This is a genomic window from Catenuloplanes japonicus (assembly GCF_000717135.1).
GTDB lineage: Bacteria > Actinomycetota > Actinomycetes > Mycobacteriales > Micromonosporaceae > Catenuloplanes > Catenuloplanes japonicus.
Window position 1 is genome coordinate 104726 of record NZ_JNXY01000007.1, and the last position, 26942, is coordinate 131667.

Below are 26942 nucleotides of genomic sequence, written 5' to 3' on the forward strand. Positions count from 1 at the left end.
AATCCGGCTCACCCCGCCCCGGCGCGGCCGACGCCGGGATTTCCGCCGCCGTTCAACGGACCTCGATCCCGCGGGCCGCCTCCCGCACGTCCGGGTCCGGGTGCGCGACCAGTTTCCGCAGCTCGTCCGGCCACGGCGCGGCCCACCCGGCTTCCCTGCCGAGTCGATCGACCATGCTCAGCGCCACCGTGGCGGCCGCCGGGTCGTCCCCGGCGGTGAGCCGGTCCAGCACCTGACGGACCGACGGGAGCGACGGCTCGGCCGGCAGGTCCAGCCACCGCCCCGCCCGTTCCCAGCGCAGCGGACGCCGGTCCAGCGCGGCCACCAGTTCGTCCCAGATCCGCGGGTCCGGGCCGGGGCCCTTCAGCGTCCGGCACGCCAGCCCGGTCAGCAGCCTGACCACGGCCGTGTGCTGCCCGGCCGTCCGGCAGGCCTCGATCATCGGGCGCAGCACCTCGGGCGCCTCCGTCGTGTATCTCAGGCCGTTGACCAGCCGGCTCAGCCGGTGCCAGGCGGCCTCCGGGGTGAGCGGGGCATCGGGCGCACCGGGCGGCAGCGTGGTCAACCGGGCCAGCTCGGCCGCGGCGCGGTGCATCGCGGTCCGCCCGGCGGGCGATCCGGACATCGTGCCGACGAGCTGCGACACGCGCCACTCCGCCTTGCCGGGCAGCGCCGCGAGCAGCAGCACCACGATCCGGGAGGCCGCGTCCGGATCGTACGGTGCCCAGTCCGTGTAGGCGGTCAGCAGCTCATCGCCGGGACTCGCGACCGCGGCGGCACCGAACAACGCCGCCGGGCCCGCACGCCGGGCCGACGGGACCGACGACGGCGTCAGGCCGGCGATGACCGCGTCGCGTAGCGCCTCCGGGCCACGCAGCGCGTCCGCCAGCGCGGCCGGCACACGCGGGTCCGTGAACCGGCCGCTCAGCCCGCCGGCCGTGGCGGCCCGCACGTCCCGGTGCCGGTCCTCGTCCGCGAGCGTCGCCAGCAGCAGATCCGTCACCTCCGGCAGCGGCAGGCCGGCCAGCGCGCGCACCGCCTCCTTCGCCGCGCCGACCGCGCCGCCCGGCGCGGTCACCAGCGGCGCCAGCAGGTCGAACGCGGTCCGCTCCGGCAGCGCGTCCACGATCCGCCGTAGCCCGGACGCGGCGCCACGCGCCACCGGCCCGGCGGCTCCGGCGGCGCGGTCCACCAGGAACGAGACGGTCTCGGGCTGCGGCCTGCCGCCGCCGAGCGCGAACAGCGCCGCGCCCGCGATCGGCGCCGGGGCCTCGGTCGCGATCCGGCGCAGCACGGCCGGCTCGTGCACCAGCCGCACCGCGGCGGCAGCGGCGCGCGGATCGGCCTCCGGGTCGGCGGCTCGCGACCAGGCCCACTCACCCAGCGCCCGGACCTGCGCCGACGTCCAGGTGCCGGGCGCGAGCGGCCGGACCGGGGGCAGCGCCGCCGCGCGGGACAGCACCGCTTCCAGCAGGTCGGCGCGGCGTTCGGTGATCACGCGCCACAGCGCGGGTGCGGTGCCGAGCGCGGGCGCGACGTCGATCAGCGCGACCGTCCGCGCGACCGGGTCCCCGGCCCGCACCCACAGCTCCGCCGCCTGAGCCGCCGAGCCGGAGGCCGCTCCGCCGGACTCCTCCAGCGCGAGCGTCCGCAGCAGGTCGTCCAGCTCCGGGACCGCGGCCACGCCGGCCGGGCCGAGCAGGCGTGCGGACTCCAGCAACGATTCCGGTCCGCCGCGCAGCGCACGGTCGCGCAGCCCGGCCCAGGCTGCCGGCGCGACGGAGACCGGCACCCGGGGCTGGTCGCGGACGGCCAGGTCGAACGTGTCGGCCCAGCGGCTGAATCCGGTCGTGCCGGCCCGGCGGCGGCCGACGGCCCTGGCGAGCAGCGGCGCCAGCGTGGTGACCCGGTCCGGCAGCCCGTGCGCGGCCGCGATGCCGATGCTCCGGTCCAGCCAGTGGATCACCAGGTCGAGGCTGCCGGTGGAGGCGTCGCGGGCGGTCAGCACCAGCACGGCGGCGTCACGCAGCACGTCGTCCGGCACCGCGGCCAGCAACCGGGCCGGTGCGGTGACGATGCCGGCCAGCGCGGCCGCGCGTACCCGGTCCTCGTCCTGCAGCGCGCGCCGCGCCTCCAGGACCGCGGCAACGAAGATCGCCGGGTCCGGTTCGCGCCGCGCGCAGGGAATCAGGGCCCGCCAGCCGGCCTGGCGGACGGTGACCCGGTGGTCCGCGACCGCGCTGCGCAGCGTGGGCAGCGCGCGATCCCAGGAGCGCAGCGCCACCCGGTCGACGGTGTCCCAGCGGGAGTGGTCGCCCTGGCCGCGCTCGGCCGTCTCCAACCGGTCGAGCAGCTGGTCGAGGTCGCCGGGCGGCAGCGTGCCCAGCTCCGCGACGGTCAGCCGGTCGTCGGGCAGCGCGGCCTCCAGCACGGGCCGGCGGCGCGCGAGCGGCAGCGCGCCGAGCAGCGCCGTGTGCACGGACGCGGAGCCGAAGCGCCAGTCCGCCGCGATCAGCGCGACCACGTCCGGGTCCGGGAGCGCGGCGACGCCACGCCGTGCACGCCGCGACAGCCGCTCGACGTCGCGGGGACGTGGCGCCTCCGGGGCCCGGATCAGCCGGACCACCCGTTCGGGGCGGGCCATCAGGCGTCCCATCGCGTCCTCGCCGACCAGGTCCCACAGGCCGGGATCGCGGGCGAGCGCGTCCGCGAGCACCCGCGGTGCGCGTGCCGAGACCACGTCGACGACGTCGCTCGCCCGCTCACCGCGTGTCGCGGTGAGCGTGGCCAGCACCTGTGCGGGCGCGACCCGGGCCAGCGCGGACAGCAGGCCGCGACGTGGCGCGAGCCGCGGCAGCCACTCACCGATCACGGCCGGGGAGCAGGCCGGGAGCAGCCGGGCGACGTCGCTCTCGCCGTACCGCCGCATGATCTTCCCGATCTGGGAATCGGCCAGCCGGCGGCGCCGTGACCAGCGCAGCGTGCGATAGAGCGCGGCCCGCTCCCGTGGCGCGGAGTCGTCCAGGATCAAGAGCAGATCCGCATCGGGTACGGGCAGTCGCGCGGCCGCCGCGATCGCGGGCAGACGGAGTTCCGGGTCGGCCAGCGCGGTCCGCACCGTGGCCAGGTCCCGGCGGATCACCGCGAGCTGCAGGCCCCAGCGTCGCTCGTCCGGCGCGCCGGCGTCGAGGGCGGCGTGGAGGGCGCGGTAGTCCGCTTCGGACAGACGCCGTCCGTCGTCCGCGAGGGCGCGCATCCGGTCGGGGTGGGGCAGGGCGGCGAGGTGGTCGCGGGTGAGGATCAGGGAGACCTCCGGGTCGGCGATCGATCAACCGCTCGATGGTCTCACCGGCCGCAAGGCGATTTCAGGTGCGCGGCGCCAGCACGCAGAACTCGTTGCCCTCGGGGTCGGCCAGCACGACCCAGCCGTCGACCGTGCCCTGGCCGACGTCGACGTGGCGGGCGCCCATGTCGACCAGGCGCTCGACCTCGGCCTCCTGGTTGTCCGGGCGGAGGTCGATGTGCAGGCGGTTCTTGACGGTCTTGAGCTCGGGGACGGACACGAAGATGAGGCCGGGTGTCTCGTCGGCCTTGCGGCGGATCTCGACCTCGCCGGGGCGCTCGTACGTGATCTGGTAGTGCAGCGCCTCCGCCCACCACCGGGCCAGCCGGCCGGGGTCTTCGGCGTCGACGACCACGTTCTCCCAGTCGCTGCCCATGGTGCTCCTCATCGTCCGGCCGTTGGCGGCAAGGTGACGAACACGTTACGCCCGGAAGGCCATTACGGCATCTCACGTGCGCCCGGCGCAACAAATCGTTAATGGTCGATTCTTACAGGAAGGAGGTCTTCATTCCCCCCAAGGGGGTGGGTGGCCGGGGCGGCAGCCGTCGCACACGGTCGTGGGATAGAGAAATTCCACGTCCGGTAGTAGCGTGCCGGAAGCACAACGTCACTGGCCGGCCACCGCCGGTCCCACACCATTGCCCGGAGTCTGTTCGTCCGCCGCTGGCCGGAGCGGGGGCGAGGCAACCGCTCCGGGTAGAGGAGAGCGTGTGTCCGGCATCGACGACTGCTTACGGCAGGCGATGACAATTCCCGGCGCGATCGGCGCGAGCCTGGTCGACTACACCACCGGCTTCGCGCTGGGGTCCGCGGGCGCCGCACCCGGCGACGACCCGGACGGCACCGCCACCGGCACCGCCGACATCGTGCACGCCGCGGTCAGCCGCTCGCCGTTCGCGTCCACCCGGCCGGGTGACGGCGTCGAGGACGTCATCATCACGACCGCGGGCGGATATCACCTGATCAGGCTGCTGCGGACCGGGTTCGACAGCCGCCTCGCGCTCTACCTGTGGCTGGACAAGGACATCGGCAACCTCGCGGTGGGCCGGCGGCGGCTGCAGATGCTCGCCGAGGGCCTGGTCGCGGCCTGAGCGCCGGTGCGCCGACCGCGCACCGAGACCGAACAGACGGCACGAGACCGAGAGATCGGTGAGGAGTTCACGTGAAGGCCGCCCGCGCCGCCAAGGCAACCCTCCCCCGTCGGGCGCTGAGTCAGCTCGTCAACGCCGGTGAGACCGGTGCGCTGTACGTCGACGGGGACCCCGGCGGCGTCATCTATCTGACCGAGGGACAGGTCACCTACGCGGAGTCCGCGGCGGCGCCGGGCGCGGGCGAGCTGCTCACCACGTCGGGCCGGCTCTCGGCTCCGACGTGGGATTCCGCGGTCTCGTCCGGGAAAGACGCACACCGTGTCGGTCGCCTGCTCATCGAACAGGGGCACCTTACCGAAGGCGAGCTTGAGCTCTGTGTCCTTGGGGTGATCTATGACGCGGCGTACTTCGTACTGCAACCGGCGGCCGTGCCCGTCCGGTTCGCAGCGGGTGAACAGCACTGGTTCGGCCCGGTCTGCCGGGTGGACGCTGACGTGCTGTCCAAGGAGACCACCCGCCGGCGGCGCCTCCTCGACGAGGTCTTCGACTCGTCCACGCTGGACACGGCGCCGGTTCGGCCGGCACCCAGACCGCCCGTGGAGCGCGTCGTGCTGAGTGCGCTGCAGTACGAGCTGCTGCTCGCCGCGGACGGCGAGCGCACGCCCGCGACGCTCGCCCGGCTCCTCGGCCGGGCCGGGTTCGTCACGTTGCAGCAGGTGAGAACGCTGGCGGCGGCCGGTCTGATCATCGCGGAGCCGGAGCACAGGCCGGTGGAGGTGTCCGGCGACACGGAGGCGCCGGACACCTCGGCGAGCGGTGGGCGGGTCGCCGGTGGCGTGCTGCGTGCCGCGGTGCCGGCGCGGGTGTCCGCACCGGCCCGCGCCACGGCCACCGCGGTGGTGGATCCCCCGGCCAGGCCCACGATCCCGGAGTTCCCGGCGAAACCGGTCGGCCTCCCGGTCCGCCCCACGGCCGGGCCCAAGAAGCCCTCGGGTGTTTCGGACACCGAGGTCACGTCGTCCGGCACCGAGAGCATCCCGCCCGACTCCGCCGACCTCCCGGTCCGGGCGCCCGCGACGGACGACACCATAGCCATCCCCGTGGTCAGGAACGACGAGCCGAAACCCGCGCGCAAGTCCACCGGCGGACGCCGCCGGGCCGGGAACCGCACCGCCGCCGCGATCGCGACCGAGAACCTCCCGCGCCGCAGCCCCGGCGAGCAGATGCCGGACGGCGCCGGTGACGTGGAGACCGCGCCGGACGGCGGTCCGCTGCGCGGCGACGCGCCGGACGAGGCCCTGCTCACCCGCATCCGCAGCGCGCTGAAGGCCCTGCGGTGAGCGCGTCGCCGCCGGTCCGCGCGCCCCCGGCACGCGCCGGAGGCGATCCGTTGCATACACCCGAGTCCAAGCCCTCCCCCGCACCACCCCTGCCCTCGCGAAGGAGAACTGCCGTGGAAACCGACCGGGCGGTGCTGGCCGAGCTCGCCAGGCTACGCAGCCGGTTGCCCGATCTGTCGGCCACCGTGATCGCCGGCGTCGACGGGATGCTGCTGGCGTACGACGCTCCGGGCCTTCAACCGGAGACGATCGCCGCGCTCTCGGCGGCGAACCTCGGCCTGACCCAGCGCTTCGCCCAGACCGTGGGCCACGGAGAACTGCGCGAGACCATGATCGAATCGTCCGGCGGGTACGTGGCCATCTACGCCGCCGGGCTCCGCACGCTGCTCGCCGTGCTCGCCAAACCGAGCGCGAACGTGGCGCGTATCCATCACGAGGCGCGGCGCACCGCGCGCCGCCTCGGTGAGCTGCTCGATCCGGTGGAGGCGCGCCGGCCCGTACCGGTGCAGCCCGCTCCGGTCCTCCCGGTCGACAGCCAGGTGCCGCTGGCCAAGCGCACCCCGATGGCCGCGCTGCAGTCGAGCGTGCCCGGACAGCGCGCCGGCTGACCCAGACTCCCCAGCCCCTTTAATCAATTTCGGAGGAAAGGCACATGCCCGACATGGACACCGCACTCAAGGAAGCGATGAACATCGACGGCGCGATCGGCGTGGCGCTGGTGGACTACACCAGCGGCATGGCGCTCGGCGTCGCCGGCGGCACCAAGGAACTGGACCTGACGGTGGCAGCCGCCGGGAACACGGACGTGGTCCGCGCCAAGCTCCGCGCGATGGAGATGCTGAACCTGAAGGACGGCATCGAGGACATCCTGATCACGCTCGGCGGCCAATACCACCTGATCCGGCCGCTGACCGGCCGGTCCGGCAAGGGCCTGTTCCTCTACCTCGCGCTGCTGAAGAACCGGGCCAACCTGGCCATGGCGCGTCACCAGCTGAAGAAGATCGAGGAAGACCTCGACGTGTGACGGGACAGCGGGCCCGCAGCACGCGGGCCCGCTGTCATGAAAGCCTCACACCGCCGCGCGCCCCGCCTCCAGCCGCGCGATCGGCACCCGGAACGGTGAGCAGGACACGTAGTCCAGGCCCACCTCGTGGAAGAAGTGCACGGAGTCCGGGTCGCCGCCGTGCTCGCCGCAGACGCCCAGCTTCAGGCCCGGCCGCGCGGCCCGGCCCTCCTCGGATGCGATCCGCACCAGCCGGCCGACCCCGTCGCGGTCCAGCGACTCGAACGGGGAGATGCCGAAGATGCCCAGCTCCAGGTAGCGCCAGAAGAACGCGCCCTCGACGTCGTCGCGTGAGAAACCCCAGCCCATCTGGGTGAGGTCGTTGGTGCCGAACGAGAAGAACTCGGCCGCCTCCGCGATCTGGCCCGCGGTCAGCGCCGCGCGCGGCACCTCGATCATGGTGCCGATCAGCACCTCGACGCCGCTGTCACCGATCACCTCGGCCAGGATCTTCTCGGCCTCCGCGCGTACCGTCTCCAGCTCTTGAACTGCCCCGACCAGCGGGACCATGATCTCCGGCCGCGCGGTGCCGCCCGCGCGCGCCACCTCGACCGCGGCCTCCGCGATCGCGCGCACCTGCATCGCGAACAGGCCGGGGATGACCAGGCCGAGCCGTACGCCACGCAGGCCCAGCATCGGGTTCTGCTCGTGCATGCGGGACACGGCCGACAGCAGTCGCTCGTCGTGCCGGGCGTCCTCGCCGCGCTCCCCCGCCACCGCGACGCGCACGGCCAGGTCGGTCAGCGACGGCAGGAACTCGTGCAGCGGCGGGTCGATCAGCCGTACCGTGACCGGCAGCCCGTCCATCTCGCGGAACAGCTCGACGAAGTCCGCACGCTGCAACGGCAGCAGCGCGTCCAGCGCGGCCTTCCGCTCCGGCTGGTGCTCGGCCAGGATCAGCTTCTCCACCAGCTCGCGGCGGTCGCCGAGGAACATGTGCTCGGTACGGCACAGCCCGATGCCCTCCGCGCCGAAGCGCCGGGCGCGGGCCGCGTCCTCGCCGGTGTCCGCATTGGACCTGATCCGCAGCCGCCGCCGCGTGTCGGCGTGCGACATGAGTCGGTGCACCGCCGAGACGAGTGGATCTTCGTCAGGCACGAGGGAACCCTCGAAGTACCGCACCACGGACGACGGCTCGACCGGCACCTCGCCGAGGTAGACGCGCCCGGTCGTACCGTCGATGGAGAGCACGTCGCCCTCCGCGACCCGGGTGCCGTTGACCGTGAACGCGTCCCGGCCCACCTCCAGGTCGTCCGCGCCGCACACGCACGTCTTGCCCATGCCGCGCGCCACCACGGCCGCGTGGCTGGTCTTGCCGCCGCGCGAGGTGAGGATGCCCTGGGCCGCGATCATGCCGCCCAGATCGTCCGGGTTCGTCTCGCGGCGGACCAGGATCACCGCCTCGCCCTGCCCGGCCAGCTCGATCGCGCGCTCCGCGGTGAAGACCGCCTTGCCGACGGCCGCGCCCGGCGACGCACCGACCGCCTGCGTCAGCACCTCGGGCGAGCCGGACAGGTCGAACCGGGGGAACATCAGCTGGCCGAGCTGCGCGCCGGTGACGCGGCGGATCGCCTCGTCCAGGTCGATCACGCCCTCGTCCACCAACTGCGCCGCGATCGTGAACGCGGCCGCGGCCGTGCGCTTGCCGACCCGCGTCTGCAGCATCCACAGCGTGCCACGCTCGATGGTGAACTCGATGTCGCACAGGTCGCGGTAGTGCTCCTCCAGCAACGTCATGATCCGCAGCAGCTCGTCGTAGGAGGCCTTGTCCAGCCGCTCCAGCTCCTGCAACGGCACCGTGTTCCGGATGCCGGCCACCACGTCCTCCCCCTGCGCGTTCGCCAGGTAGTCCCCGTAGACGCCCTGCGCGCCGGTGCCGGGGTCGCGGGTGAACGCCACGCCGGTGCCGGAGTCCGGGCCGAGGTTGCCGAAGACCATCGCCACCACGTTGACCGCGGTGCCCAGATCCGCCGGGATGCGCTCCTGCCTGCGGTAGAGCACGGCCCGGTCCGCGTTCCACGAGTCGAAGACCGCGCGGATCGCCAGGTCCAGCTGCTCGCGCGGCGCCTGCGGGAAGTCCCGGCCGACGTGCTTCGCGAAGATCTTCTTGTAGGTGCCGACCAGCGCCCGGAGATCGTCCGCGTCCAGGTCGAGGTCGTTCCGGGTGCCCTTGTGGCGTTTCGCCTCGTCGAGCGCGGTGCCGAACTCCTCGGCCGGTACCTCGCAGACCGTGGCGCCGAACATCGCGATCAGCCGGCGGTAGGAGTCCCAGGCGAACCGCTCGCCGCCCTGCGCCGCGAGTCCGTTGACGCTCTCATCGTTGAGTCCGACATTAAGGACGGTCTCCATCATGCCCGGCATGGAGAACTTCGCGCCGGACCGCACGGAGACGAGCAGCGGGTCCGCGGCATCGCCCAGCCGGCGCCCGATCCGCTCCTCCAGCGCGGTCAGCCGCGCCTCGATCTGCTCCCCGAGCCCGTCCGGCAGCCGCTTGTCGTGCAGGTAGGCCCGGCAGGCCTCGGTCGTGATCGTGAACCCGGGCGGGACCGGCAGCCCCAGGTTCGTCATCTCGGCCAGGTTCGCACCCTTGCCACCGAGCAGGTCCTTGAGATCCTTGTTGCCCTCTTCGAAGGCGTAGACGTACTGCATGAATGATCTCCCGTCCGTTCCGCGCTGAACGTGGGCACCGGTCGATGCCGGTGGTGGGCGAAATCTAAGCGGAGAACGTCGCATTGGGCGAGGGAAGGGTGACTATTCGCACATCACACCGCCCCGACCTGCGACATTGCCGCCGGGTGCATGGAAGCGCTTCCATGCACCCGGCCGGCGCCGCTTGACGACATCAATGCCCAGAAACCCCAAGATTCAGCCGGGGTACGACGAGAGCCCGGCACGAATCATCGCGCCGGGCTCTTCCTGTCGTTCTCGGGTGCGGGGTGTGCGGTCAGGTGCCGTAGGGCGCGCCATAGGGCGGCTGCGGGCTCGGCGGTGGGTAGGGCGGCCCGCTCTGCGGCGGATGGGGCGGCCCGCTCTGCGGGAACGGCGGTGCGCTCTGCGGCGGATAACCCGGCTGGTCCGGATAGCCCTGCGGCGGATACGGCTGCTGCTGCGGCGGATACGCGGGCTGCTGCGGCGGATGCGCCGGTTGCTGCGGCGGATAGCCCTGCTGCTGCGGGTAGCCCGGCTGCTGGGGCGGGTACGGCGGCTGCGCCGGATAGGGCTGCGGTGGCATCGGGTAGGCAGGCTGCTGCGCGTACCCCTGCGGCGGTTGCCCTTGGGGTGGGAAACCCTGCGGCGGATAACCGGGCGGCGGCATGAACCCGGGCGCCATGTTCGCCGGCACGAACTGGCGTGGCCGGTGCCCGGACACCATCGCGTCCAGGAAGACGAAGAACGCGCCCGCGGCCAGGAAGAACCCGGCCAGCCACGCGCCGCCGCCGGCCTGCGTGCCCGGGAAGAGGTCGCTCGCCGCCTGCGTGTCCTCGACCTTGGTGATGACCGACATGGCCGAGGCCCACACGCCCACCGCGGCCGGGACCGCGGCGACCGCGGCCAGCGCGCCCATCGCCCGGTTCGTCCGGAGGCCGGCCATCGCCGCCGCGCCCAGCGTGAACAGCAGCGCGACCGCCGCCCAGATGCGGGCCGAGCTGCCGTCGGTGAGCGTGGCGGGCGAACTCGGCGCATTCGCCGCCGCCTCGGCGAGGCCGGGGATGGACGAGTTGCCGCTGCGGTCGTCGCCCTCGGTCGTGATGCCCGGCGTGGTGCCCAGGATCAGGTTGAAGCCGGAGACGCTGATCGTGGTGTGCTTCTGGCCCCAGTCCGAATCCGCCGTGTCCAGCACCACGAACGGGCCCGCGAACGCCAGCGCCGCGACCAGGAAGATCAGCGCGCTGATCACGCGTCTAGCCACCATGACGGACACAGACCTCTCGACCGGGCACGGTGTGACCCCGTGCCCCACGAATGTAGTGGTAGATCAGCGAATCCGTGAGCCCCGTCATTTTCCTGTTATTCCGGTCGTACCCATCCGTCTCCTGGTGGGCCACAATCGGCCCGCACCGCGAGAAGGAGACGTCGCATGGCCGGTCAGCCGCTGATCGCGCTCCCAGGGCGCCATCGCCGACATTTCGCGCCCACCACCCGCGCCGCCCTGGTCTCCGTCATCTGGCTGGCCGTGGTCGTGGTCGCCCCGCGCGTGGCCCCGCCGCCGGAGATTCACGCGGCCGCGCTCCTCGCCCACCTGATCTCGCTGCTCATCGGCTTCGGCGCGGTGCTGTTCGTCGACTGGTCCGGCATCCTGTTCCTGGCCGGGCGGCGCTCGTTCACCGACGTGCTGCGCACCGCCGAGAGCGCGATGACGCCGACCTGGATCGGCTTCATCGGCCTGCTCGCCTCCGGCGCGCTGCTCAACCCCGCCAGCACCCACCTGACCACGATCAAGCTGCTGGCCGTCCTGGTCGTCGGCCTGAACGGCATCTACGCCGGCTCCCTGGCCACCCGCCTGTCCCGCTTCACCGGCCACCGCCCGCCCACGTCCCTGCTGGTCCGCGCCGGCCTCGCCGTCGTGATCTCCCAGCTGGCCTGGTGGACCGCCTTCATCATCGGCTACCTGAACAGCCAATCCTGATAGGCGTAGCACCTGGTAGCACACCGACGTAGCATGAGGTCATGTCTGAACCCATGCCGCGCGAAATCACGCAGCGTGAGCTGCGGAACGATTCCGGTTCGATCATGCGCGGGGTCGAGCAGGGCGAGTCGTTCACCATCACTCGTAACGGAACGCCGATTGCCCGGCTCATTCCGCTCCGGCGCCGGACCTTTGTTCCCCGCGAGGAGCTCAAGACCATCTTCGCGTCCACCCCGCCGATGGATCTCGAGCGCTTCCGTCGCGACCAAGAGGCGACCATCGATCAGGACTTCTTCGATCGTGAATCGTAGACACGAACTCGGCCTGGCCGACACGAACATCATCATCCTGTTCGATCAGCTCGACCTCGACGAACTGCCGGGTGACATAGCGGTCAGCGCCATCACGCTCGCGGAACTCTCCGCCGGGCCGCACCAGACCGACGATCCGGTCGAACGTGCGGTCCGCATCCGCCGGCTCCAGGACACAGAAGCCGCGTTCGAAGCGCTCCCATTCGGCGTGCAGGCTGCGCGCACGTTCGGGCAAATGGCTGCCGCCGTGATCGCGGCGGGCCGCAAGCCTCGCGGCCGCACCGCCGATCTGATGATCGCATCCATCGCCGCCGCCAACCGATTGCCGCTCTACACGATCAATCCCGCCGACTTTGCCGGACTGGACCGGCTCGTCGAAGTCGTTCCGGTCACCCATCCCGACAGGCGCTGAGGTCAGCCGCCCGAATTGTCGAGTTCGGCGCCTTCGGGGACGGCGTCGTCCTCGCGGTCGGCGAGCCAGCCCTGGGGGAGGAAGACGTGGGCCGGGGAGTTGGTGCGGCCGCGGGGCTGGCCGAGGGCCTCGACCGGGAACGGGGCCGCGGGGTCGAGCTTGCCGAGCAGGTCGTCGAGCTCCATCAGCGAGGATGACATGGCCATCGCGCGGCGGATCTCGGTCCCCACGGGGAAGCCCTTGAGGTACCAGGCGACGTGCTTGCGGAAGTCGGTGACGCCGTCGCGCTCCGTGCCGTACCAGTCGGAGAGCAGTTCGGCGTGGCGGCGCATGACCTGGGCGACCTCGCCGAGCGCGGGCATCAGCCGCTCGGGACGGCCGGCGAACGCGGCGGCCAGGTCCGCGAAGAGCCACGGGCGGCCGAGGCAGCCGCGGCCGACCACGACGCCGTCGCAGCCGGTCTCGCGGACCATCCGGAGCGCGTCGTCGGCCTCCCAGATGTCGCCGTTGCCCAGCACGGGCACGTCGAGCGTCTCCTTGAGGCGCGCGATCGCCTCCCAGTCCGCGGTACCGGAGTAGCGCTGGGCTGCGGTGCGCGCGTGCAGCGCCACCCACTTCACGCCGACGTCCTGCGCGACCTGCCCGGCCTCCAGGTACGTCAGGTTGTCGTCGTCGATGCCCTTGCGCATCTTGATCGTGACCGGGATGCCGGACGGCGCGGCCGCGTCCACGGCCGCCTTCACGATCGCCCCGAAGAGACGCCGCTTGTACGGAATCGCCGCCCCGCCGCCCTTGCTGGTGATCTTCCGGACGCTGCAGCCGAAGTTCAGGTCGATGTGATCGGCCAGGTTCTCGTCCACGATCCGCCGCACCGCGCGCGCCGTGATCACCGGGTCGACGCCGTAGAGCTGCATGCTCCGCGGGTTCTCCTCCGGCCCGAACTCGATCATCCGCTCGGTCTTCGGGTTCCGGTGCGCCAGCGCGATCGTCGTGATCATCTCGCACACGTAGATGCCGGCGCCCTGCTCCCGGCAGAGACGGCGGAAGGCCACGTTCGTGATCCCGGCCATCGGCGCGAGCACGACGGGCGGGTCGACGGGGTAGCGGCCCAGCGTAAGCGTCACCCGTCGAGAATCCCACAGCGCCGCCGCCGGACCCAAAACGGTGGAAACGTTGACAACAACCGATCTTCTCGGATCGGATAGCCACGTGCGTCGATTCCGAGTGTCGTCAGCGATCCTGGCCGCCGCGATCATCCTCACCCCCGGCGTGGCCCACGCGGCCGCGCCGCCGCCGATCTTCGGGTCGGACTGGGACGATCCGGTCACCGCCGCGCCGCCCGTCGAGCGCCCGCACGGCCGTTCCTGCACCACCAGGATCGTGGACGCGGAGTTCCGCGACTTCACGCCGTTCACCGGCACGTTCACCCCGCCCGCGGCCTGTCGCGGCCCGTGGCAGAAGGTGGTGCTCACGCTGCACGGCGCGATCGCCGGCCGGCAGTACGACCGGCTCGGCTACCTGCGCGTCGGCGGCATCACGATCTTCAAGCACTCGACGCCGCAGCCCAGCCCGGACGGCATCGAGTGGACCGTGGACAAGGACGTGACCGGCTACGCGCCGCTGCTGAGCCGGAGCCGGCCGGTCGAGATGCTGATCGGCAACGTGGTCGACGACACGTACACCGGCATCCTGGACGTGACCGTGGACCTGACGTTCTATCCCGGCCGTGCGCCGGAGGGCGGCGCCGACCAGATCATCGGCCTGGCGGACCAGCACAACGAAGGCACGAGCCTGGTCGGCGCGCTGACCGTGCCGCGCAACGCGGAGCGCCTGGTCGCGGAGGTCTACGCGACCAGCTCCGGCGGCGGCTGCGAGGAGTACTGGTACCTCTCGACGCCGCCCGCGGCCGGCTACTCCTGCGCGGCGGACGCGGGCCCGTACCGCGAGGTCCAGATCCGGATCGACGGCACGCTCGCGGGCGTGGCCGCGCCGTACCCGCACGTCTACACGGGCGGCTGGTCGAACCCGTTCCTGTGGTACACGATTCCCGCCCCGCGCGCCTTCGACATCCAGCCGATCCGCTACGACCTGACGCCGTTCACCGGCACGCTCACCGACGGCCGCCCGCACCGCGTCGAGGTCTCCGTGCTCGGCGTGCCGCCCGGCCAGTCCGGCTGGGACGTGCCCACCTCCGTCCTGGCCTGGCGCGACCCGCACCGGCGGCAGGTCACCGGCGCGCTCGTCACGTCCGCGGCGGGCACGCTCACCAACACCTCGGTCACCGACGGCCGCACCGTCACCACCACCGGCCGCCACAGCCTCACCACCAGCGGATACGTCGACACCTCCCACGGCCGCGTCACCACCACGGTCACCCGCGCCGTCACCGACGACGCCACCCACACCTGGGCCGAGGGCGAGACGACCGACGCGCTCGAGGCGGTCTGGACGGACACGGACAGCGTCACCACCCGCACCGGCCACGGGAAACCCACCACGATCAAGAGCACGCGGCGGTACGTCATGGACGGCGCCACCGCCACCGCCACGGACGGCCGCCGCACCACCTCGATCACGCTCACCGACGCGGCCGTGATCACCGGCGCGCCCGGCGGCCCGGTCCGGCTCACCGACACGTACACCGGCGAGGCCTCGTTCCTCACCACCGTCCCCCGCCCCGAACGCCAGGCCCGGGGCGTCTCCCGCGAGCACTACCTGCTGGTCACGCCGCACGGCCGCTACGACCGCACCGTCGCCACCGAGCAGGGCTACCGGGCCGGCTCCTGAAAGCCGGGTGGCCGCCGTCCCCCGTCGGTACGGCGGCCACCTCAGCCAGCGGGGACCGGGTCGCGGTGGTCGGCCAGGTCGCGGAGGTGCCAGACCGGGGAGCGGAGCAGCGACAGGGGCATGCAGACCGCCGCGATCACGAAGAGCAGCAGCGTGGTGCGAGCGCCGATGACCCCGGCCAGCGCGCCCGCCGCCAGCCCGCCCAGCGGAATCGCGCCCCACGAGACGAACCGGACCGTGGCCATCACGCGCGACAGCAGCTCCGGCGGGCTGGTGATCTGCCGGTACGTCCGGGTGATGACGCTGAGCACCACCACGCCGGACGAGAACACGACGTTGCCGAGCGCGAACGCCGCGTACCCCCGGAGACCACTGCCGAGCGGGATCAGGATCGCACCGGCGACCGACACGAACCCGGCCAGCACCAGCGCACGCGCGGTCCCGATCGCGGCGGCGAGCCGGGTGGTGAGCGCGGCGCCGATCAGCGTGCCGACGCCGTCCGCGGCCAGCAGCACCCCGACCACGCCGGGCGGCGCGTGCAGCTCACGGACCAGGTAGAGCGCGAAGAGCGCGTGCTGGGCGCCGCACACCGTGTTCGCCGCGGTCGCGGTCCACATGCACGGGCCGATGATCGGATGCCCGGTCACGTACCGCCAGCCCTCCCGGATCTGCGCGACGACCTCGACGCGGCCGGGGGCGACGGCGACCGGGCGCGCCGGCAGCGTGCGCAGCAGCGCGGCGGACGCGAGGTAGCTGACCGCGTCCACCAGCAGCGTGGGCACCGCGCCGAGCACCTGCACGATCACGCCGCCGAGCGACGGGCCGCCGAGCAGCGTGGCCGCGTGCGTGCCGGACGTCAGGCTGTTGCGGGACTGGAGCTGCTCCGGCGGGACGATCGAGGTCAGGAACGTGGAGTTGGCCACGTCGAAGATCACGTTGGCGAAGCTGATCACGAGCGCGACGGCCACCAGCTGCGCGACCGTGAGCACGCCGGCCCACCAGGCGAGCGGCACGGAGAGCACGGCGAGGAAGCGGGCCAGGTCCGCGCCGATCTGGGCGCCGCGCAACGGCAGGCGCCGGACCAGCACGCCGGCGGGCAGGCCGATGACGATCCAGGCGACGTACTGCGCGGCCGCGATCACGCCCATCTCGAACGGCGTGGCGTTCAGCGTGACCAGCGCGGTCAGCGGCAGCGCCACCGCGCCGACCGCGGAGCCGACCTGGCTGGTGGTCATCGCGGCGTACCAGCGGGCGAACACACTCATGGCGGACCCCGTTTCCAGTAAGTTCCAATCTGGAACTCACTATAGTGAGAAACATGAGGCGAGAGGAACTGGCGGACGCGGACTGCGGCATCGCGCAGGCGCTCGGCGTGCTCGGCGACTGGTGGACGTTCCTGCTCGTGCGCGACATCGCCGGCGGCACCACCCGGTTCGACGCGCTGCAGCGGGAGCTGGGCATGAGCCGCCGTGCGCTGACCGAGCGGCTGGCCGGGCTGGTCGACCACGGCGTCCTGGAGAAGAAGGCGTACTCCGCGCATCCGCCACGCTTCGACTACCTGCTCACGCACCGGGGAGAGGCGCTGCTGCCCACGCTGATCGCGCTGCAGGACTGGGGCGTGCGGCACGTGATGGGCGACGGCGCGCTCACCGCGACCGGCAACGACGCGGAGGTGCGCCGCGTGGAGAGCCTGATCGGCCGCCGCCTGCCGGACCTCAAGATCAAGGACCAGGACGACCGGCCGGTACGCCCCGCGGAGCCCGGCGGGTGGACCGTGCTCTTCTTCTTCCCCGGCGCGTTCGCCCCGGCCGACACGCACGCCTACCCGCCCGGCTGGGGCGCGATCCCGGGCGCGCCCGGCTGCACGCTGGAGACCCGGACCTACGCGGACCGGCACCCGGCCTTCGCAGCGGCGGGCGTGGCCGTGCGCGGCATCAGCACGCAGCGTCCGGACCAGCTGGCCGCGTACTCCGCGTGGGCCGGACTCCCCTATCCGCTGCTGTCCGATCAGGACGCGCGTCTCGCCGCGGGGCTGCTGCTGCCGACGTTCCGGGCCGCGGGCGTGGACCGGTTCAAGCGGCTGACGCTGCTGACCGACCCGGAACTGACCGTCCGCGCAGTGCAGTTTCCGGTGAGCGACCCGGCCGGATCCGTCGATGACATGCTGGAACGCGCCTCACGCCGTACCCGCTGAAGGTCTTCTGTGGACTGCCGCGCGCGACACACTATGCTTGCCGGGTCCATCCGGCCCGCACAACCAACCTTCCGAAGGGTGCGCACGTGGCGGAGAGCGCGATCGACACCTCGGTTCCCCAGACGGCCAGGATCTGGAACTATCTGCTCGGCGGCACGGACAACTTCGAGGCCGATCGCGCGGTCGGCGACGAGATCCTGACAAACCTCCCGCAGCTCGCGGTGAACGCGCGGCTGTCCCGCGACTACCTGGCCCGGGTCACGCGCTGGCTGACCGCGGAGGCCGGGATCCGGCAGTTCCTGGACATCGGCACCGGGCTGCCCACGGCGGACAACACGCACACGGTCGCGCAGTCGGTGGCGCCGGACGCGCGCATCGTCTACGCCGACCACGACCCGATGGTGCTGCAGCAGGCACGCGCGCTGCTGACCAGCACGCCCGAGGGCGCGACCGCCTATGTGCACGCGGACCTGCGCGACCCGGACACGATCCTCACCGAGGCCGCGAGGACGCTCGACCTGTCGAAGCCGGTCGCGCTGTTCCTGATGGGCGTGCTCGGCCACGTGGAGAGCGACGACGAGGCGAAGCGGCTCATCGACGCCTACATGGGAGCGCTCGCACCGGGCAGCTGTCTCGCGCTGTACGACGGCAGCGACACCAGCCCGGAGAACACCGAGGCGGTCCGCATCTGGAACATCTCGGCGAACCCGAAGTACCACCTGCGCACGCCCGCGCGCTTCGCCGCGCTCTTCGCCGGGCTGGACCTGGTCGACCCCGGCGTGGTCTCCGTGACAGCCTGGAAGCCGGAGACGGACGCACCCGAGATCGACCAGTACGGCGCGGTAGGACGAAAACCATAACCATGACATCTTCCCCGCGGCTCACCGGCGGGCCGGCCAACGCCGGCCCGACAGTGAGCCGTATGCAGCTCGGCGCGCGCCTGCGCCAGCACCGGCTGGCCGCGGACGTGACGCGTGAGGCCGCCGGCTACTCGATCCGCGCGTCCGAGTCCAAGATCAGCCGGATGGAGCTGGGCCGCGTCGGCTTCAAGGAGCGCGACGTCACCGACCTGCTCACGCTCTACGGCGTCCAGGACCAGGACGAGCTGCTGGCGCTGGTCCGCGAGGCGAACCGGCCCGGCTGGTGGCAGGCGTACTCGGACGTGCTGCCCACCTGGTTCCTCAACTACCTCGACCTGGAGCAGGCCGCGGAGCTGATCCGCACCTACGAGATCCAGTTCGTGCCGGGACTGCTGCAGACCGAGGCGTACGCGCGGGCCGTCATCTCGATCGGCCACGGCCGCAGCGCCAAGCGCGAGATCGACCGCCGCGTCGAGCTGCGGATGGCCCGCCAGACCATGCTCGCGCGCGCGGACTCGCCCCGGCTGTGGGCCGTGATAGACGAAGCGGTGCTGCTGCGCCCGATGGGCAGCCGCGCGATCCACCGCGAGCAGCTCGAGTTCCTGCTCACACTGATCGACTCGCGCGTGGTGCGCCTGCAGGTCGTGCCGTTCAGCGCCGGCGGTCACGCCGCGGCCGGCGGCGCGTTCAGCATCCTGCGGTTCGCGCACGAGGAGGTGCCGGACGTGGTGTTCCTGGAGCAGCTGACCGGCAGCCTCTACCTGGACCGCGAGGACGACGTCGACCAGTACGCGGCCGCGGCCGGCCGCCTCATCATCGAGGCCACCACGCCGGAGCGCACGGCGGACGTGCTCCGCCGCGCGCTCCGCGACCTCTAGCTCTCACCGGCGATCGGGGGGTTCCCGGGCTGTTCCGGCGACCTGAGGGACGCCCCGATCCTCGTCGCTAACCGAACGCCGCTTCCCGGGCGTTCACCCTGACCGCGGCCAGATCGGCATCCGTGAGGCCGGCCTCGCGCGCCGCCTCGAACTCGGCCGGCAACGTAGTCGCGGACGCGCGCGGATCGTCCGTGCACAGCGCCACCGGCACGCCGGCCGCGAGCAGCCGCCTCACCGGGTGCGCCGCGTAACTCGGGGCCACGCTGGTGTGCAGGTTGCTGGTCAGCGCCACCTCCAGCGTGATCCCGCGCGCGGCCAGGTGCTCCAGCAGCGCCGGATCCTCCGCCGCGCGCACGCCGTGCCCGATCCGCTCCGCGCCGAGGTGCCGCACGGCCGCCCACACGCTCTCCGGCCCGGCACCCTCGCCCGCGTGCACCGTGACGTGCAGGCCCGCGTCACGGGCGCGGGCGAACGCGGGCGCGAAGTCCGCCGCCGGCACGCCGCCCTCGTTGCCCGCGAGATCCACCGCACAGAACAGGTCGCGCCGGGACAGCAGCGTGTCCACCTGGTCGAGCCCGCACTCCGGACCGAGGTCGCGCAGCAGGATGCCGATCAGCGCGGTCCGCACGCCGGTCTCCGCGGAGGCCGCGCGCACGCCGTCCGCGACCGCGTCGATCACGCCCTCCGGCGCCAGCCCGGTCTCCTGCCGGATGAACCACGGCGCGAACCGGATCTCCAGGTAATCCAGGCCCTCCGCGGCCGCGTCCTCGACGCACTCGCGCCCGGCCCGCTGCCAGTCCTCCAGGCGGGAGAACGCGGCCGGCGCGGCGTCGACCTTGGCCAGGAACGGGACCAGACCGCCGAGCGGACCGCGCGCCACCAGCAGGTCGTCGAGGTCGTCGACGGCCGCGAGCCGGTGCCCGTCGCGGACCGCGAGCGCGCGCGTGGTGGCGACGCGCAGCGTCCCCTCAAGATGACGATGAAGATCAAAAAACATGACACAGCTCCAGCGGTACGGGATGAACTCGCAGACAACGGCCGACATCGGAAATGTCGGCAGTTACTGGTAGAAGTCCATCCGGTACGAGTGGTCCCCGAACACGGCCGCCCGGCGCGCGGGCCGCAGGCATCGGGTCGAGGTCACGCCAAGATCCTAACCGGCGTGTGCCCCGGTCCCGGGCCGGCGGGGTGAGGTGGAGCTCGGGGTCGCGTCCCGGTAACCCGGCGCCGACTCCCGCTGACCCGGTGGCGCGACCGGTCCGCCCTGATCCGCGCCGTTCCGGGCACCCGCCGCCGCGCCGCCCCGACCGCCCGGCGTCGCATCGTCCGGGCCGCCCGGCGTCGCATCGTCCGGGCCGTCCGGGCCGGGCAGGTCGACCTCGGCGGGCTCGGTGCCCGGCGGCTCGCGGTCCGGCGTCGGCTCGCCGTCCGGGTGCGCGAACAGGTAGCGCAGCGCCGTGTTCAGCACGGCCAGCAGCGGCACCGACACCAGGCCGCCCACCACGCCGGCCAGCACGATGCCGGACGCGATCGCCAGGATCACGGCCAGCGGGTGCAGCGAAACCGCGCGGCCCATGATCAGCGGCTGGAGCACGTGGCCCTCCAGCTGCTGCACCGCGATCACCACCCCCAGCACGATCAGCGCGCTCAGCGGGCCCTGTGCGACCAGCGCCACCAGCACCGCGACCGCGCCGGTCACGGTCGCGCCGATCACCGGGATGAACGCGCCCAGGAACACCAGCGCGGTCAGCGGCAGCGCCAGCGGAATGCCCATCACGGCCAGCCCGATCCCGATGCCGACCGCGTCCACGAACGCCACGAACACGGTCGCCCGCACGTACGACACCAGCGTGTGCCAGGAGTAGTGCCCGGCGCGCGCCATCGGCAGCCGGGCGCCGCGCGGCAGCAGGCGGCACAGGAAGTGCCACATCGCGCCGCCGTCGCGCAGCATGAAGAAGAGCGTGAACAGCACCAGGAAGAACCCGGTGACGACCTCGCCGACGGTCCCGGCCGTGCTCAGCGCGCCCGTGGTCAGCGCGCCCTGATTGCCGGCGACCTGCTGTTGCAACGCCTCCACGTACCCGTTGAGCTGGCCCTGCGACAGATGCAGCGGTCCCTCGGTGAGCCAGGCCTGCACCTCGTCGATGCCGCTGCCGACCTGTGTGGCGAGGTCGTCGTACTGCGCGATGAACGTCTGGACGATCAGCCCCAGCCCGCCGAAGACCAGCACCAGCGAGACGACCAGCACCAGCGCGGCCGCGACCGACCGGTTCACGCCGTGGCTGCGCATCCGGGCCGCGACCGGCTCGAACAGCGCGGCCAGCAGCAGCGCCACCGCGACCGGAATGATCACCACGCGCAGCAGCCCGACCACCCTGATCAGCAGGTACGCGGCCGCGACCAGCAGGATCACCCGCCACGCCCAGGACGCGGCGATCCGGATCCCGCGCGGCACCAGGTCGTCCGTGCTCGGCGCGGACCGCATCACCACGACCGGCGGCTCCGCGGCCTCGGCGGTCCTGTCCGGAGGTGCGAGCGGCGACGGCGGTGTGAACGGCGGTGGCGCGGCGTTCCGCGCGACGAGCACGCTCCGGGCGCGGGCGCGGGCGGTGGCGAACCAGGTCATGACGGCTCCTCGGCGAAGATCCGCGCGGCGGCGGAGGACATCCGCACGGCGGCGCGGTCACCGCCTGGTTACCCGGCCGCTGACCGGCGGAAACAGGACGTCAATGCCCAGATTGCCGGCACGTCCGCAGCCTCCGGTACCCGTGGGAGACCGGGCCCACGGCCCGGTCTCCCACGAGCGCTACACGGTCAGCACGTGCAGGACGGCGGGGGTGGTGCCGCCGGGCCAGTACTCCGAGGTCACCGCGTACACATGGGCGCCGTTGGGCTGCCAGGCGATCGCCGCGTCGGACAGCCGCGCGCCGAGCTCGAAGCTGCCGACCTGCGTGCCGGTGGCCGTGAAGACGTAGACGTCCGGCTCGTAATTGCCGTCGATGCCGGCCGCGATCAGCGTGCCGTCCCGGGACACCTCGACCGCGTTCGGGTACGCCCCGGTCTGCAGGACGGCCGAGACCGGCTCCTCGCGGATGTCGCCGGCGGGGTAGCCGTTCACCGCATACGGATAGCCGCAGGCGAAGAAGAGCGTGGTGCCGGTCGGGTCGAGCGCGAGGTCGCGCATGTTGCTGCCGATCGAGTTCCACTCGGCCTCATTGCGCGGGGTCAGCGTGCCGCCGCTGCCGATCGTGTAGACGAACGCCTCCGCCGGGCTCTGCCCCGGCGTGCCCGCGACCAGCACGGTGTTGTTGCGCAGCGCGCTGGTCAGCAACGGCTGGCCGTAGAACTGGCCGCTGACCGAGGTGGTGCTGACCACGGCGGGCTGGCGGCCGAGGTTGACCCGGCCGATGCCGCCCTGCCAGCCGCCGCAGCCGTAGCCGAACCAGAGGTTGTTGCCGGTCAGGGCCAGCGTCTGCGGGCAGCCGGCGCCGACGGCCGCGGTGTCGTAGCGGGCGAACTCGGTGAGCGTGCCGGTGTTGAACGCGGCGATCGCGTTGCCCGCGGTGAGCGCCACGTAGAGCGTGCTCCGGTCGTTGCTGAGCTGCAGGTCCGCCGGGCCGGGCAGGTTGCCGAGCGTGCCGGTGACGACGCCGGCCCGGTCGGTGACGACCACGTCGGTGCCGGTGGCGCCGCTGCTGACGAAGACCCGGTCGCCGGACGACACCACGTCGTCGGCGAACGTGATCGGGAGCGGGACGGCGGTCTGGGCGATCGCGGCCTGCGCGGTGCCGGGGGCCGTGAGCGCCGACGTGGCCACGGCGAGCGCGACCAGCGGAACGGACAGAGCGGTGCGGAGTCTCACGAGGGTCTCCTCAATGCTGCCGGAAGACACAGGGAACCCACGCACGCTGCCGCGCGCGTTTCACAGACGTGCGTATCCGTAAGTCCCCCGTGCCACGCCACATCGGCGCATGGAAATATCTATCACGCCGGTACGACGATTTCTGCCCGCTCCGGCGGCCGGGCCGGCCGCGGCGGTCCCGCCCCGCGGGGGTCTTCGGTGACCAGCGGCGGCACCGGCTCCTCGCGTCGTGCGGAGCGCCAGCGGAGCCCGACGCGAGGTTTGCCCGCGGGAGCAACGCTGCCGGACCACGCCGGAAGCGGGAAAATGACCTGGATCTTGATCTTGGTCTTAGCGGAAGGTCGCGCGGTCGGCGGCCGCTCTGCCCTCGTGCCAGCCCTCGTCGCTGTCGACGCGGGCGCCGCGGGCACGTTCGGTGCGGGGGAAGACGCGCTGCATCGTCTCCTGGACCTGGAGGTCGCGGGAACGGAGGACCGGCAGCAGGTTGTCGCTGCTCGCGATCGGGACGGCCTCGCGGGCGGCCTGGGCGAGGCGTTCGCCGATGCGGTGGGCGAACGCGACCAGGAACGATGCGCGGAACGTCTTGAGGCGGGACTTTCCTGCCTTGCCGCCGCCGGACTTGGCACCGCCGGGCTCGGCGCGGGACATCGCGCGCTGCGCCTGGACCAGCAGGGACGCGTGGAGCAGGTCGACCGCGTCGATGTCGGCGTCGAAGCCGAAGACGGTGGAGAAGCCGAGGTCGGGCGTCCAGACCGCGTGGCAGCGGTTGGCGCGGGCGACGGCGTGCAGCAGCGCGGCCTTCTCGCTCTCGTAGGGGGCGTCGACGGCGATACGGCGGGTGAGCGGGACGATCTCGGTGCGGTCCGCGGTGAGCAGCGCCTCGTCGAGGCTGTGCCGGGTGATCATCTCCTGGGCCTTGGCCGTGTAGGCGTCGGCCTCGGCGGGGAAGTCGGTGGACTCGGCCTTGGCCAGCAGCGCCCGCACCCGCTCAAGCACCCTGTTGTCGGATTTTTCGGTATTTACCACCCGGGGCAATGCGGCACCCGGCGGCGGCATCAAGATCTCGATCGACGGGAGGGTACGCAGCAGCGCGAGCGCGGACAGGATGAGATCCAGCACCGCGACCCGGTCCGTGCGCAGACGTTTCGCCAGCTCGGACGGGTAGTCCGGGTCCGAGGTCCACCAGCGTTCCGCGCCGATCTCCGCGGCCTGGGCGGTCCAGCGCGGGTCCGCGGCCGGTGCCCGGTGCAGCATCGCGGCGGCCGCGTCCGCCACCAGGCGTGCGGCCTCCGGCCCGGCCCGGCGCGTGACCAGGCGGTGCAGCTCGACGGGCTGCCATCCGGCCTTGAACAGCCGCTCCCCGGACTCGCGCAGCGCGGCGGACAGCGCCGGGTCGACCGTGCCGGGCGGCAGCACGGTCAGCTCGTCCAGGCCCTGCTCATAGCCGGTCGTGCCGCTCAGCATCGCCCGGATCGTCCCCGCCGCCGTTGAAGTCACGCCGCACAGGCTACGTGGCGGTCACGGTCGCGGATCCCACGGCGTGTGTGGTCGGGTTCAGCGTCAGCGTCTGGGTGCCGGAGGCCGTGAGCGTGACCGGACCGAGCGTGACGGTCACGGCCGAGGTGCCGGAGCGGCTGGTCAGCAGCGTGCCGTCCGGGCCGCGCAGCTGGTACGACACCGCGCCCAGCCCGGCGTTGCCGATCGTGAGCGTGACGGCCTGCCCGGCCACGCCGTCGAACGACACGGTCGCGTTCTGCCCCGGCGCCTTGATCGACACGGACGCGGGGGCGCCGCCGATCGTCACGGTCGCGGCCGCGTCCGCCGGGACCTGGTGGATCTGCAGCGTGGCCGTGCCGGTCCCGGCCGCGGACGGGTTGACCAGCACGCTGTAGACGCCGTCCGCGGCGAGCGTCACCACGTCCGCGAAGCAGGTGGTGCCGCAGGACCCGGCCGAGGACAGCGTGGCGCCGTCCGGCCCGCGCAGCACGATGCCGGCCGCGCCGAACGTGCCCCCGGTGAGCCGGACGGAGACGCGCAGGCCCTTGAGACCGCGGAACGACACCACCGCGTTCTGCCCGGGGGTGACGGTGGTGACGCCGACCGCCTCCCCGCCGGCGATCGCGTCGTAGGTCGCGTCGGTCACGTCGAACACCTCCGCCGTGATCGTGCCGACCGCGGTGCCGGACGGGTCGATGACCAGCGTGTACGTCCCCGTGCCGGCGGCCGTGACCGTGTCCAGGAAGCAGGCTGCGCCGCATGAGGCGGCCGAGGACAGCGTGGTGCCGTCCGGCCCGCGCAGCGCCACGGCGGCCGCGCCGAACGTGCCCGCGGACAGCCGGGCGCTGATCCGCTGCCCGGCCACGGCGTCGAAGACCACCAGCGCGGACTGGCCGGGCGCGGTGGTGGCGGCCGTGACCGCACCCCCGCCGGGCGTGGTGCGCACCAGCGTGTCGGCGGGAACCGCGTGGACCGTGACCGTGATGCTGCCGACGTCCGCCCCCTGCGGGTCGAGCACGATCCGGTAGACGCCGTCGGTCGCGGCCGCGCCCGCGTCGAACGCACAGGTGGCGGCGCACTGCTGCAGCGCGAGGTCGGCGCCGGACGGGTCGCGCAGGTATCCGTGGGCCGTGCCGTATGTGCCGCCGCTGAGCTGCACGAACGTCCGCTCGCCGCGCTTGAGCGCGAACTCCGCGACGCCGTTCTGCCCGGGGACGTCCGTGGCGAGCAGCGCCGGACCACCGCCGGGGATCGCGCGGACCACCGCGTCCGCGGGCACGTCGTACAGCTGGGCCGTGATCGATCCGGTGTAGGAGCCCTCCGGGTCGACGACGATCGTGTAACGCCCGGCCGCCGGCAGCGCGAGCACGTCCAGGAAGCAGGAGACCGCGCACGCCGCGGACGTGAGCACGGTCCCGTCCGGCGCGCGCAGTGACGCGGTCGCCCTGGTCAGCGTGCCCTTGGTGAACGCGGCGGACAGGTGCCGGCCGGCCACGCCGTCGAACACCACGGCTGCGTTCTGCCCGGGTTCGGAGATCTTCAGCGTGACCGCGGGCCCGCCCGGCGTGACCTCGGCGATCACGTCGGGCGCGCTGACCGTGATGGTGACGACGGCGGCGCCGGTCTGCGCGCCGGACGGGTCGAGCAGCACCGTGTGCGTGCCGGACGAGGTCAGCGGCACGCCGGTCAGCGCACAGTTGCGGGTGCAGTCGCCGGTGGCGAGCGTCTCGCCCTTCGGGCCGTAGAGCGTGATCCTGCCCGTGGTGAAGCCGCTGTCCGAGACCGCGACCGTGACGTTGTCGCCCGCGTTCGCGTCGAAGAGCACGCGCGCGTTCTGCCCGGCGGCCTTCGTCGCGACCGGGGCCGGATCGCCGATCTTCGTGGCGATGACGACGTCGTCCGGCACGTCCAGGACCTGCACGGTCAGCGCGCCGACCCGGATGCCGGACGGACTGAGCAGCAGCCGGTACTCGCCGTCCTCGGGGAGCGTGACCACGTCGATGTCGCAGGGCACGTCGCAGATGCCGCCGCCGAGCGAGGCACCGCGCGGATCCAGCAGGTACGCCGTGAGCGTGCCGACCGTGCCCGCGCTGACCCGGGTGAACACGCGCTGCCCGGCCGTGCCCTTGAAGACCAGGTTCGCGTCCTGGCCCGGCGCGTCCGTGCTGATCGTGGTGGCCGGGTCGCCGATCGTGTACGCCGTGCGCAGGTCCGGCGGCACGTCGTGCACCCGGACCGTGACCAGGCCGTAGGAGAGCGGCGACGCGTCCAGGTAGATCGTGTACCGCCCGGCCGCGGCCAGCTCCGTGGTGTCCAGCACGCACTCGACGTTGTCGCTGCAGGAGACCGCGCGCAGCGTGCCGCCGGCGGGATCGCGCAGGTAGAGCCACATGCTGCCGAACTGGATGTCGGTGAGCTCGATCAGTGCGCGCCGGCCGGCCTCCGCCTGGAACGCGACGATCGCGTCCTGGCCCGGCTCGACCGTGCGGATGGTGACCGGGTCGCCGCCGAGTTTCGCGGTGACCTCGACGGCGGTGACCGCGGCCGACGCGGCGGTGGTGCCGAGTCCGATGAGGACGAGTGCGGCCGCGACGGACACGGCGAGCCTGGAGTGACGCACGGTTGCCCCTGACAGCAGGTGGTTTCCAGCAAGCTAGTACACCTGTGGGGGCCGGCA

Annotated in this window: 22 protein-coding genes; 11 read left to right on the forward strand and 11 right to left on the reverse strand. The window is 72.8% G+C overall.

Features of this window, described 5'->3' with window-relative positions; genetic code table 11:
- Positions 1 to 52: 52 nt before the first annotated feature.
- Both OP04_RS13610 and OP04_RS13615 read right to left on the reverse strand, forming a co-directional pair.
- Positions 53 to 3256, reverse strand: a complete 3204-nt coding sequence (locus OP04_RS13610) for a thioesterase domain-containing protein (RefSeq protein WP_033340009.1) — start codon at positions 3254 to 3256, stop codon at positions 53 to 55.
- A gap of 109 nt (positions 3257 to 3365) precedes the next feature.
- Entirely contained in the window at positions 3366 to 3719 is a 354-nt protein-coding gene (locus OP04_RS13615) for a VOC family protein (RefSeq protein ID WP_033340010.1), read from the reverse strand.
- 334 nt (positions 3720 to 4053) lie between these two features.
- Between OP04_RS13615 and OP04_RS13620 the strand changes: the two genes are divergently transcribed.
- From OP04_RS13620 to OP04_RS13635, 4 genes are all read left to right on the forward strand, one after another.
- Positions 4054 to 4434 (forward strand): hypothetical protein, encoded by a 381-nt coding sequence (locus tag OP04_RS13620; RefSeq protein ID WP_033340011.1) that lies wholly within the window; start codon positions 4054 to 4056, stop codon positions 4432 to 4434.
- 71 nt (positions 4435 to 4505) lie between these two features.
- A complete protein-coding gene (locus OP04_RS49605) occupies positions 4506 to 5774 on the forward strand; it encodes a DUF4388 domain-containing protein (RefSeq protein WP_051797826.1) in 1269 nt (422 codons plus the stop codon).
- Positions 5775 to 5887: 113 nt separating this feature from the next.
- Entirely contained in the window at positions 5888 to 6382 is a 495-nt protein-coding gene (locus tag OP04_RS13630; RefSeq protein WP_033340012.1) for a roadblock/LC7 domain-containing protein, read from the forward strand.
- 44 nt (positions 6383 to 6426) lie between these two features.
- The gene (locus tag OP04_RS13635) at positions 6427 to 6798 is read left to right on the forward strand and encodes a hypothetical protein (RefSeq protein ID WP_033340013.1); all 372 of its coding nucleotides are present in this window, start codon (positions 6427 to 6429) and stop codon (positions 6796 to 6798) included.
- A 45-nt stretch (positions 6799 to 6843) separates the two neighbouring features.
- Here OP04_RS13635 and ppdK read toward each other — a convergent pair whose 3' ends face one another.
- A complete protein-coding gene (gene ppdK, locus OP04_RS13640) occupies positions 6844 to 9486 on the reverse strand; it encodes a pyruvate, phosphate dikinase (RefSeq protein ID WP_033340014.1) in 2643 nt (880 codons plus the stop codon).
- Positions 9487 to 9781: 295 nt separating this feature from the next.
- A complete protein-coding gene (locus OP04_RS13645) occupies positions 9782 to 10750 on the reverse strand; it encodes a hypothetical protein (protein WP_157239795.1) in 969 nt (322 codons plus the stop codon).
- A gap of 165 nt (positions 10751 to 10915) precedes the next feature.
- Between OP04_RS13645 and OP04_RS13650 the strand changes: the two genes are divergently transcribed.
- From OP04_RS13650 to OP04_RS13660, 3 genes are read left to right on the forward strand one after another with little or no spacing between them, the layout of a single operon-like run.
- Positions 10916 to 11464 (forward strand): hypothetical protein, encoded by a 549-nt coding sequence (locus OP04_RS13650; RefSeq protein ID WP_051797828.1) that lies wholly within the window; start codon positions 10916 to 10918, stop codon positions 11462 to 11464.
- 41 nt (positions 11465 to 11505) lie between these two features.
- The gene (locus OP04_RS13655) at positions 11506 to 11775 is read left to right on the forward strand and encodes a type II toxin-antitoxin system Phd/YefM family antitoxin (RefSeq protein WP_033340016.1); all 270 of its coding nucleotides are present in this window, start codon (positions 11506 to 11508) and stop codon (positions 11773 to 11775) included.
- On the forward strand, positions 11765 to 12187 hold the full coding sequence (locus OP04_RS13660; RefSeq protein WP_033340017.1) for a type II toxin-antitoxin system VapC family toxin: 423 nt from the start codon (positions 11765 to 11767) through the stop codon (positions 12185 to 12187). The genes OP04_RS13655 and OP04_RS13660 overlap by 11 nt, the downstream gene beginning before the upstream one ends.
- Positions 12188 to 12189: 2 nt before the next feature.
- Here OP04_RS13660 and dusB read toward each other — a convergent pair whose 3' ends face one another.
- Entirely contained in the window at positions 12190 to 13311 is a 1122-nt protein-coding gene (gene dusB / locus OP04_RS13665; RefSeq protein ID WP_269746679.1) for a tRNA dihydrouridine synthase DusB, read from the reverse strand.
- 85 nt (positions 13312 to 13396) lie between these two features.
- Between dusB and OP04_RS13670 the strand changes: the two genes are divergently transcribed.
- The gene (locus tag OP04_RS13670; RefSeq protein ID WP_033340018.1) at positions 13397 to 14974 is read left to right on the forward strand and encodes a peptide-N4-asparagine amidase; all 1578 of its coding nucleotides are present in this window, start codon (positions 13397 to 13399) and stop codon (positions 14972 to 14974) included.
- 41 nt (positions 14975 to 15015) lie between these two features.
- Here the strand turns inward: OP04_RS13670 and OP04_RS13675 are convergent, their stop codons facing one another.
- Positions 15016 to 16239 (reverse strand): MFS transporter, encoded by a 1224-nt coding sequence (locus OP04_RS13675; RefSeq protein ID WP_033340019.1) that lies wholly within the window; start codon positions 16237 to 16239, stop codon positions 15016 to 15018.
- 53 nt (positions 16240 to 16292) lie between these two features.
- On the opposite strand from OP04_RS13675, the gene OP04_RS13680 reads away from it, so the two are divergent.
- The 3 genes from OP04_RS13680 (at position 16293) to OP04_RS13690 (ending at position 18906) form a co-directional block, all read left to right on the forward strand.
- Positions 16293 to 17168, forward strand: a complete 876-nt coding sequence (locus tag OP04_RS13680) for a winged helix-turn-helix transcriptional regulator (RefSeq protein ID WP_033340020.1) — start codon at positions 16293 to 16295, stop codon at positions 17166 to 17168.
- An 86-nt stretch (positions 17169 to 17254) separates the two neighbouring features.
- Positions 17255 to 18028 carry an SAM-dependent methyltransferase gene (locus tag OP04_RS13685; RefSeq protein WP_033340021.1) on the forward strand — a complete coding sequence of 258 codons (774 nt, stop codon included), beginning with the start codon at positions 17255 to 17257 and terminating at the stop codon, positions 18026 to 18028.
- A 2-nt stretch (positions 18029 to 18030) separates the two neighbouring features.
- Positions 18031 to 18906, forward strand: a complete 876-nt coding sequence (locus OP04_RS13690) for a helix-turn-helix domain-containing protein (RefSeq protein ID WP_085066445.1) — start codon at positions 18031 to 18033, stop codon at positions 18904 to 18906.
- 67 nt (positions 18907 to 18973) lie between these two features.
- On the opposite strand, the gene add is transcribed toward OP04_RS13690, so the two are convergent.
- From add to OP04_RS13715, 5 genes are all read right to left on the reverse strand, one after another.
- The gene (add, locus tag OP04_RS13695; protein ID WP_033340125.1) at positions 18974 to 19903 is read right to left on the reverse strand and encodes an adenosine deaminase; all 930 of its coding nucleotides are present in this window, start codon (positions 19901 to 19903) and stop codon (positions 18974 to 18976) included.
- Positions 19904 to 20059: 156 nt separating this feature from the next.
- Positions 20060 to 21532, reverse strand: coding sequence for an AI-2E family transporter (locus OP04_RS13700; protein ID WP_085066446.1), 1473 nt, complete (start codon positions 21530 to 21532; stop codon positions 20060 to 20062).
- A gap of 180 nt (positions 21533 to 21712) precedes the next feature.
- Complete coding sequence (locus tag OP04_RS13705) at positions 21713 to 22768, reverse strand: YncE family protein (protein WP_051797830.1); 1056 nt, start codon at positions 22766 to 22768, stop codon at positions 21713 to 21715.
- 330 nt (positions 22769 to 23098) lie between these two features.
- A complete protein-coding gene (locus OP04_RS13710; protein ID WP_232323578.1) occupies positions 23099 to 24265 on the reverse strand; it encodes a DUF2786 domain-containing protein in 1167 nt (388 codons plus the stop codon).
- 10 nt (positions 24266 to 24275) lie between these two features.
- Entirely contained in the window at positions 24276 to 26885 is a 2610-nt protein-coding gene (locus tag OP04_RS13715; protein WP_033340024.1) for a hypothetical protein, read from the reverse strand.
- Positions 26886 to 26942 lie beyond the last annotated feature (57 nt).

Bases quoted from the DNA above. Each gene is read 5' to 3' on its own strand.
- OP04_RS13610 (WP_033340009.1), bottom strand. From the start codon at position 3,256: ATGCGCGCCCTCGCGGACGACGGACGGCGTCTGTCCGAAGCGGACTAC.
- OP04_RS13615 (WP_033340010.1), bottom strand. From the start codon at position 3,719: ATGGGCAGCGACTGGGAGAACGTGGTCGTCGACGCCGAAGACCCCGGC.
- OP04_RS13635 (WP_033340013.1), top strand. From the start codon at position 6,427: ATGCCCGACATGGACACCGCACTCAAGGAAGCGATGAACATCGACGGC.
- ppdK (WP_033340014.1), bottom strand. From the start codon at position 9,486: ATGCAGTACGTCTACGCCTTCGAAGAGGGCAACAAGGATCTCAAGGAC.
- OP04_RS13645 (WP_157239795.1), bottom strand. From the start codon at position 10,750: ATGGTGGCTAGACGCGTGATCAGCGCGCTGATCTTCCTGGTCGCGGCG.
- OP04_RS13650 (WP_051797828.1), top strand. From the start codon at position 10,916: ATGGCCGGTCAGCCGCTGATCGCGCTCCCAGGGCGCCATCGCCGACAT.
- OP04_RS13655 (WP_033340016.1), top strand. From the start codon at position 11,506: ATGTCTGAACCCATGCCGCGCGAAATCACGCAGCGTGAGCTGCGGAAC.
- OP04_RS13675 (WP_033340019.1), bottom strand. From the start codon at position 16,239: ATGAGTGTGTTCGCCCGCTGGTACGCCGCGATGACCACCAGCCAGGTC.
- OP04_RS13680 (WP_033340020.1), top strand. From the start codon at position 16,293: ATGAGGCGAGAGGAACTGGCGGACGCGGACTGCGGCATCGCGCAGGCG.
- OP04_RS13690 (WP_085066445.1), top strand. From the start codon at position 18,031: ATGACATCTTCCCCGCGGCTCACCGGCGGGCCGGCCAACGCCGGCCCG.
- add (WP_033340125.1), bottom strand. From the start codon at position 19,903: ATGTTTTTTGATCTTCATCGTCATCTTGAGGGGACGCTGCGCGTCGCC.
- OP04_RS13700 (WP_085066446.1), bottom strand. From the start codon at position 21,532: ATGACCTGGTTCGCCACCGCCCGCGCCCGCGCCCGGAGCGTGCTCGTC.